At 72.7% G+C, this 6,761-nt stretch carries 6 protein-coding genes; 4 read left to right on the top strand and 2 right to left on the bottom strand.

Annotated elements, in window-relative coordinates:
• Positions 1-112: 112 nt before the first annotated feature.
• Entirely contained in the window at positions 113-1,315 is a 1,203-nt protein-coding gene (locus AB0K09_RS27480; RefSeq protein ID WP_366068101.1) for an alcohol dehydrogenase catalytic domain-containing protein, read from the bottom strand.
• 106 nt (positions 1,316-1,421) lie between these two features.
• Here AB0K09_RS27480 and AB0K09_RS27475 point away from each other — a divergent pair, with 106 nt between their 5' ends.
• The 3 genes from AB0K09_RS27475 (at position 1,422) to AB0K09_RS27465 (ending at position 4,275) form a co-directional block, all read left to right on the top strand.
• On the top strand, positions 1,422-2,387 hold the full coding sequence (locus AB0K09_RS27475; RefSeq protein WP_366068100.1) for an LLM class F420-dependent oxidoreductase: 966 nt from the start codon (positions 1,422-1,424) through the stop codon (positions 2,385-2,387).
• A 79-nt stretch (positions 2,388-2,466) separates the two neighbouring features.
• Positions 2,467-3,714: an FUSC family protein gene (locus AB0K09_RS27470; RefSeq protein ID WP_366068099.1), complete on the top strand. Its 1,248-nt coding sequence runs from the start codon at positions 2,467-2,469 to the stop codon at positions 3,712-3,714.
• 135 nt (positions 3,715-3,849) lie between these two features.
• Entirely contained in the window at positions 3,850-4,275 is a 426-nt protein-coding gene (locus AB0K09_RS27465; RefSeq protein WP_366068098.1) for a hypothetical protein, read from the top strand.
• Positions 4,276-4,296: 21 nt separating this feature from the next.
• On the opposite strand, the gene AB0K09_RS27460 is transcribed toward AB0K09_RS27465, so the two are convergent.
• On the bottom strand, positions 4,297-6,159 hold the full coding sequence (locus tag AB0K09_RS27460; protein ID WP_366068097.1) for a glycoside hydrolase family 15 protein: 1,863 nt from the start codon (positions 6,157-6,159) through the stop codon (positions 4,297-4,299).
• Between the two features lie 240 nt (positions 6,160-6,399).
• Between AB0K09_RS27460 and AB0K09_RS27455 the strand changes: the two genes are divergently transcribed.
• Positions 6,400-6,761, top strand: a 362-nt coding sequence (locus AB0K09_RS27455; RefSeq protein ID WP_366068102.1) for an FAD-dependent oxidoreductase, incomplete at its 3' end; no start/stop codon positions are given.

Raw genomic sequence — 6,761 nt, 5'->3', positions numbered from 1 at the left:
GGCGCGGTAGGCGGGGCCGGCCGGCGCGGATGCGGGGACCGGGCCGCGGTGGTGAGGTCGTCGTAGGCCGTCACTTGTGCGCCCTCCGGTGGCTCGGCGGGTCGGCGGGTTCTCACGGGGTCAGCAGGGTCTTGATCATGCCCTCGTCCTTGGCCTGGAAGGTCTTGTACGCCCGGGGGCCCTCCTCCAGCGGCAGGATGTGGGTGGCGAAGCCCTCGACGCCGAGCGGGTCGTCGTCGTTGAGCAGCGGCAGGATGTCGTCGACCCAGCGCCGGACGTTGGCCTGGCCCATGCGGAGCTGGATCTGCTTGTCGAACATGGTCAGCATCGGCAGCGGGTCGGTCATGCCGCCGTAGACGCCGGAGAGGGAGATGGTGCCGCCGCGCCGTACGGCCTCGATCGCGGTGTGCAGGGCGGCCATGCGGTCGACTCCGGCGCGGTCCATGAGCTTCTGGGCGAGCGCGTGCGGCAGCAGGCCGACGAACTGCTGGGCGGCCTTGGCGCCGGGGGCGCCGTGGGCCTCCATGCCGACGGCGTCGATGACGGAGTCGGTGCCCCGGCCGTCGGTGAGGTCGCGGATGGCGGCGACGATCTCCTCCCCGTCGGTGCCGGTCTTGCCGTGTTCGCGCAGGTCGAGGGTGGTGACGCCGCGCGCGCGGGCCCGTTCCAGGCGCTCGGGGACCAGGTCCACGCCGATGACCAGCGAGGCGCCGCGGTGCAGGGCGATGCGGGCCGCCATGTCCCCGATGGGGCCGAGGCCCAGGACGGTCAGGGTGCCGCCCTCGGGGACCGCCGCGTACTCGACGGCCTGCCAGGCGGTGGGCAGGACGTCGGAGAGGTAGACGAACCGCTCGTCGGGGGGCCCGTGCGGCACCTTGATCGGCAGGGTGTTGGCGAAGGGGACGCGCAGATACTCGGCCTGGCCGCCGGGCACCTCTCCGTAGAGCTTGCTGTAGCCGAACAGGGCGGCGCCCTTGCCGTGCTCGCGGACCTGGGTGGTCTCGCACTGGGAGTGCAGTCCCTGCCCGCACATGAAGCAGGTGCCGCAGGAGACGTTGAAGGGCACCACGACGCGGTCGCCGGGGACCAGCGCGGCGACGGCGGCGCCGGCCTCCTCCACGACGCCCATCGGTTCGTGGCCGAGGATGTCGCCGGGCGCCAGGTAAGGGCCCAGCAGTTCGTAGAGGTGCAGGTCGGAGCCGCAGATGCCGGTGGAGGTGATCCGCACGATCACGTCCGTCGGCCGCTCGATCCGGGGGTCGGGCACCGTGTCTACGCGCACGTCCCGCTTTCCGTGCCAGGTCAGGGCCCGCATGACGCCCTCCCTCAACTGATCGGCTTCCCCCCTCGGGTTCCCCGGGACGAAGCAGGCAAACCACGCCCGGTGTTTCTTCCCCGCACCAGGGGGAACCCGGTGCTTTATGGTGCAAATCGGCTACACGATGATGACCGAGCAGGCCGGGCCCCGAGAACTCGTCGGCCATGTGGTGGGCGCCGAGCGGGCCGGGTTCGACTTCTCCGTGATCTCCGATCACTACTTCCCGTGGCTGTCCTCCCAGGGCCACTCCCCCAATGCCTGGGCCGTGCTGGGCGCGGCCGCGCAGGCGACCTCCCGCATCCCGCTGATGACGTACGTCACCTGCCCGACCACCCGGTACCACCCGGCCGTGGTCGCCCAGCAGGCGGCCACGGTGCAGCTGCTGTCCGAGGGGCGGTTCCGGCTGGGGCTGGGCTCGGGCGAGAACCTCAACGAGCACGTCGTCGGGGGCGGCTGGCCGAGTGCCGAGGTCCGGCTGGAGAAGCTGGAGGAGGCGATCGGGATCATCCGGGCGCTCTTCGAGGGGCGGCTGCTCACCCATCACGGTGCCCACTACGACGTGGAGCACGCCAGGCTGTGGGACCTGCCCGAGCCGGTGCCGCCCATCGGCGTCGCCGTCTCCGGCGAGCTCTCCTGCCGGCTGGCCGGCCATCTGGCCGACCTGGTCGTCGCCACGGAGCCGAAGAAGGAGCTCCTGGAGTCCTTCGAGCGTCACGGCGGCGCGGGCAAGCCGCGCGTCGGCCAGCTGCCGGTCTGCTACGACCCCGACCGGGACGCGGCGATCGACCGGGCGCACGACCAGTTCCGCTGGTTCGGGCTCGGCTGGCCGGTCAACTCCGAGCTGCCGCACGACGGCGCCTTCGCCTCGGCGACCCGCTCCGTGAGCCGGGACGAGGTGGCCGAGTCCATCCCCTGCGGTGCGAAGACGGACGACTTCGTCGCGGCGGTCCGCCCGTACGTCGACGCGGGCTTCACCGAGGTCGCCCTGGTCCAGATCGGCGGGGAGCAGCAGGCCGGCTATCTCGACTGGGCCGAACGGGAACTCCTTCCCGCCCTGCGCGAACTCTGACCGGCCGCCCGGGACCACCACCCGGGTGGCAGAGTGAAACAGGATGTCTGTGGTGCCTCTGCGGGGGAAGAGGCACAACGTGCGTCAGTTCCGTGAGTTCGCAGACCCCCTGACGACCCTGGTCCGGCGTGGCAGAGAACCCGCGGTGGTGCAGGCGGTGCGGTCCACGCTCGCCGCCGTCATCTCCTATGTGGTCGCGCTGTCGCTCAGCAGGGAGCCGGCCCCGCTCACCGCACCGCTGACCGCGCTGCTGGTCGTCCAGGTCACCCTCTACTCCACCCTGACCACCGGCATCCGCCGGGTGAACTCCGTCGTCGCCGGCGTACTGATCGCCATCGGCTTCAGCGCCCTGGTGGGGCTCACCTGGTGGAGCCTCGGCCTGATCATTCTCGCCTCCCTGGTCATCGGCCGCATGGTGCGCGTCGGCGAGTTCGTCCCCGAGGTCGCGATCAGCGCCATGCTGGTGCTGGGCGTGACCCGGGTGGCGGAGACCGCCTGGGACCGGGTGCTGGAGACGCTCATCGGCGCCGTCGTCGGTCTGCTGTTCGACGTGGTCTTCGTGCCCCCGGTGTGGGTCGAGCCGGCCGGCGCGGCCATCATGGACCTCTCGCGCCGGATGGGCCTGCTGCTGCGGCACATCAGCGAACAGGTCCGCGGCCACACCCCGGTGGAGCAGGCGGCCGCGCGGCTGCACGAGGCGCGGCGGCTGGACCACGACATCGTGCAGGTCGACGCCTCGCTGCGGCAGGCCGAGGACAGCCTGCGGTTCAATCCCCGGGTGCGCGAGGGGCTGCTCTCCCGGGTGGTGCTGCGGACCGGGCTCGACGCGCTGGAGATCTCGGCCGTCGTGCTGCGCGTGTCCTGCCGGACGCTGACCGACCTGGCCAAGGAGCGGCTGGACGAGCCGCTCTTCGACCCGGACGTCGCCGCCGCGCTGGAGGAGGTCTTCCGCCATCTCGCCCGGGCCGTCGAGAGCTTCGCCGTGCTGATCACCACGCAGGTGAGCGCCAGTGCGGAGGAGGCCGAGTCCCAGCTGGTCGAGGAGCTCGCGGCCGGCCGCGTCAGCCGCGACCGGGCCGCCCATCTGCTGCTCGACCGGGTGCTGACCCATCCCCGCCAGTGGCAGCTGCACGGGGCGCTGCTCGCCGAGATCGACCGGATCCTGGACGAGCTGGACGTGGAGAAACGCTCCGCGCGGCTGGTGGAGGAGCTCGACCGGCACTCCCGCGAGCAGCGTGAGCGCCATCCGCGGCTGGAGCAGTTCAAACGCCGGCTGCGCAGCAGCCGCTACGGGTGGCGGAGCAGCCGCGGGCCCCGGCACCGATGATGGGCCGGGCGAGTGATTTATGGCTGCCCCGGCGGCAAACACCGGCGGCCGTCGGGCGGGCGGCGCGACGATGCGTGGGCGGGGCGCCGACGACGAAGCCCCGGCGCCCCGACATTCCTCTCTTCTGGAGGTGCCATGTACGCCACCGAGCTGGCCGCGAAGACTCTCGAACCCACCGCCATGGAAGACCGGTTGGCCGACGACTACGCCGATCTGCTCGGCGCGCTCACCCGCGTCGACCAGGCGTTGCGCGAGGGCAGCTGGCACGGTGTGCGCGACGAGCTCGACGAGCTGATCAGCGTGGCCGAGGACCTGTGGTCCGCCCTCTCCGACCCGGACCACGAGGAGGACGACAGCGACCGGGGCCGTGCCTTCGTACCGCCGGCGGCCGACGCCGCCAAGGTCCGGCAGCTGATCGCCGTCTACGCGCAGCCGCACACCGTCGGACGCGCCCTCCACCCCACCGCCGCCATCGAGGATCCGCAGCTGCGCGCGGCCGTGGAGGCGGAGCTGTCGGAGCGCGACCGGCAGGACGCCGTGGAGCCCTGCGGGGTGGGGTGAGCGGGCGCCGCTCCGGCCCGCTCAGGGGGACTGCCAGTGCCGGGCCACCGAGCCGCGGTGGGCGGACAGGGCGCGGTCGAGGTTGGTGGCGGCGCTGATCAGCGCCAGGTGGGTGAAGGCCTGCGGGAAGTTGCCCCGGGCCTCGCCGGCCGGGCCGATCTCCTCGGCGTAGAGGCCGAGGTGGTTGGCGTGGGTGATCATCTTTTCGAAGACATAGCGTGCCTCGCCGACCCGCCCGGCCCGGGCGAGGGCCTCGACGTACCAGAAGGAGCAGAGGTTGAAGGTGCCTTCGCCGCCGCTCAGCCCGTCGGCGCCGTCGGTCTCGTAGCGGTGGACGAGGCTGTCGCTGACCAGCTCCTCCTCGATGCGCCGCACGGTGGAGAGGAAGCGGGGGTCACCGGGGCCCGCGAACTTCACCAGCGGCATGACGAGGAGTGAGGCGTCCAGGGTGGTGCCGTCCGGGTACTGGCAGTAGGCGCCCCGGTCGGGGGACCAGCAGTGGTCCTGGACGTGCCGGTAGGCGGCGGCAGCGGCGTCGCGCCAGCGTTCGACGGGGGCGGGCATGCCGCGGTGGCGCGCGATGCGGATGGCGCGTTCGAAGGCGACCCAGGTCATGAGCGCGGAGTAGGTGAAACGCCGGCGGCCGCCGCGGTTCTCCCAGATGCCGTCGTCGGGTTCCTCCCAGTGCTTCTCCAGCCAGTCCAGCTGCCGTCCCAGCGCCTCCCACAGCTCGTAGGAGATGGGCTCGCCGTACTTGTTGTAGAGGTAGACGGAGTCCATGAGCTCGCCGTGGATGTCGAGTTGCAGCTGCCGGGCGGCGTCGTTGCCGATGCGCACCGGGCGGGAGCAGCGGTAGCCGGCGAGGTGGGTGAGTTCGGTCTCGGGCAGGTCGGCGCGGCCGTCGATGCCGTACAGCACCTGCAGTCCGGTGCCCGGCGGGGCCTGGACGCAGCGCTGGTGCAGCCAGTCGATGAAGGCGGCGGCCTCCTCGGTGAAGCCGAGCCGCATGAGGGCGTAGAGGGTGAAGGCGGCGTCGCGGATCCAGGTGTAGCGGTAGTCCCAGTTGCGGCCGCCACCGGGCGACTCGGGCAGCGAGGTGGTGGCGGCCGCGACGAGGGCGCCGGTCGGCTGGTGGACGAGGAGTTTGAGGACGAGCGCCGAGCGTTCGACGGTCTCGCGGTAGCGGCCCCGGTACTGGGAGCCGCGCAGCCAGCCGTCCCAGTAGCGCAGGGTGCCGTCCAGCAGCGCGGTCGCCTCGGCGGCCTCCAGGGGGCGCAGGACCTCGCGCCGGCCGTCGTCCTGCCACTGGGCCGCGAGCCGCAGCGACTCTCCGGGGCCGAGGGTGACGGTGGCGTGGGCGGCGTCCCCGTCGGCGCGCAGGGGTACCGAGGAGCGCAGGGCGAGGCGGCCCGCGGGGCCGGAGAAGACGGCGCCGGCACCTTCGACGACGGTGACCTCGTGCGGGGCCCGCGCGTAGTCGAACGCGGGACGGCAGCGGACCTCCACGGTGGCGCGGCCGCGCAGCACCCGTACCTGGCGGACGATCTGCCGTGTGCCCCTGCCGCACGAGGGGTGGTCGGGGACCATGAAGTCGTAGAGCTCGGCAACGGCGTCCTGGGCCAGGAACCGGGTCAGCAGCACGTTGGAGTCCGGCATGTACATCTGCTTGGTGCGCTCCGCGGCGGGGACGGTGACGCGGAAGAAGCCGCCGCGCTCCGCGTCGAGCAGGGAGCCGAAGACCGAGGGCGCGTCGAAGCGGGGCAGGCAGCACCAGTCGATCGTGCCGTCGACGCCCACGAGGGCGACCGTGTGCAGGTCGCCGATGATGCCGTGGTCCTCGATCGGCGGATAGGCGGGAGCCCCAGATCCGATGTCGTGCGTCATGAACGTCCCTCCTCGCCGGGAGACCGCGGCCGGGACATCGCGCACCACCACCCGTTATACCGCCGCGGGGGTGGCCGCGCACGGCCGTGCGGAAGGGCGGGGCACGGGGGCCGAACGGGCGTATCCGCCGGTACGGCACGGGTCCGGGCCGCGGGCCCGGGGAACCCGTCCCTCATGGCGAATCCTTCCCATGACCCTTCCGGTTTTCCGGCGCTTCCCGGCGCCCCCGAGTCGTACTGGATGGCGAGCGTGCCGGCCACGTCGTATCCGCCGCTGGCCGCCGGCACGGAGCTCGAGGTGGACGTGGCCGTCGTCGGGGGCGGCGTGGCGGGGCTGAGCACGGCCTGGGAGCTGGCCCGGGCCGGGCGTTCGGTGGCCGTGCTGGAGGCGGGCCGGATCGCGGCCGGGGTGACCGGGTGCACGACGGCGAAGGTGACGTCGCTGCACACCCTGGTGTACGCGCGGCTGCGCCGTACCCGGGGCCCGGAGGGGGCGCGACTGTACGCACGCTCGCAGCAGGAGGCCGTCGAGCGCGTGGCGGAGGTCGCGGATCTGCTCGGGGCGGACTGCGAGCTGGAGCGCCGGCCGGCCTTCACCTACGT

This window comes from Streptomyces sp. NPDC049577 (genome assembly GCF_040675635.1).
GTDB lineage: Bacteria > Actinomycetota > Actinomycetes > Streptomycetales > Streptomycetaceae > Streptomyces.
The sequence above is the reverse complement of the archived record's forward strand: the minus strand, read 5'-3'. Positions and strand labels throughout refer to the sequence as shown.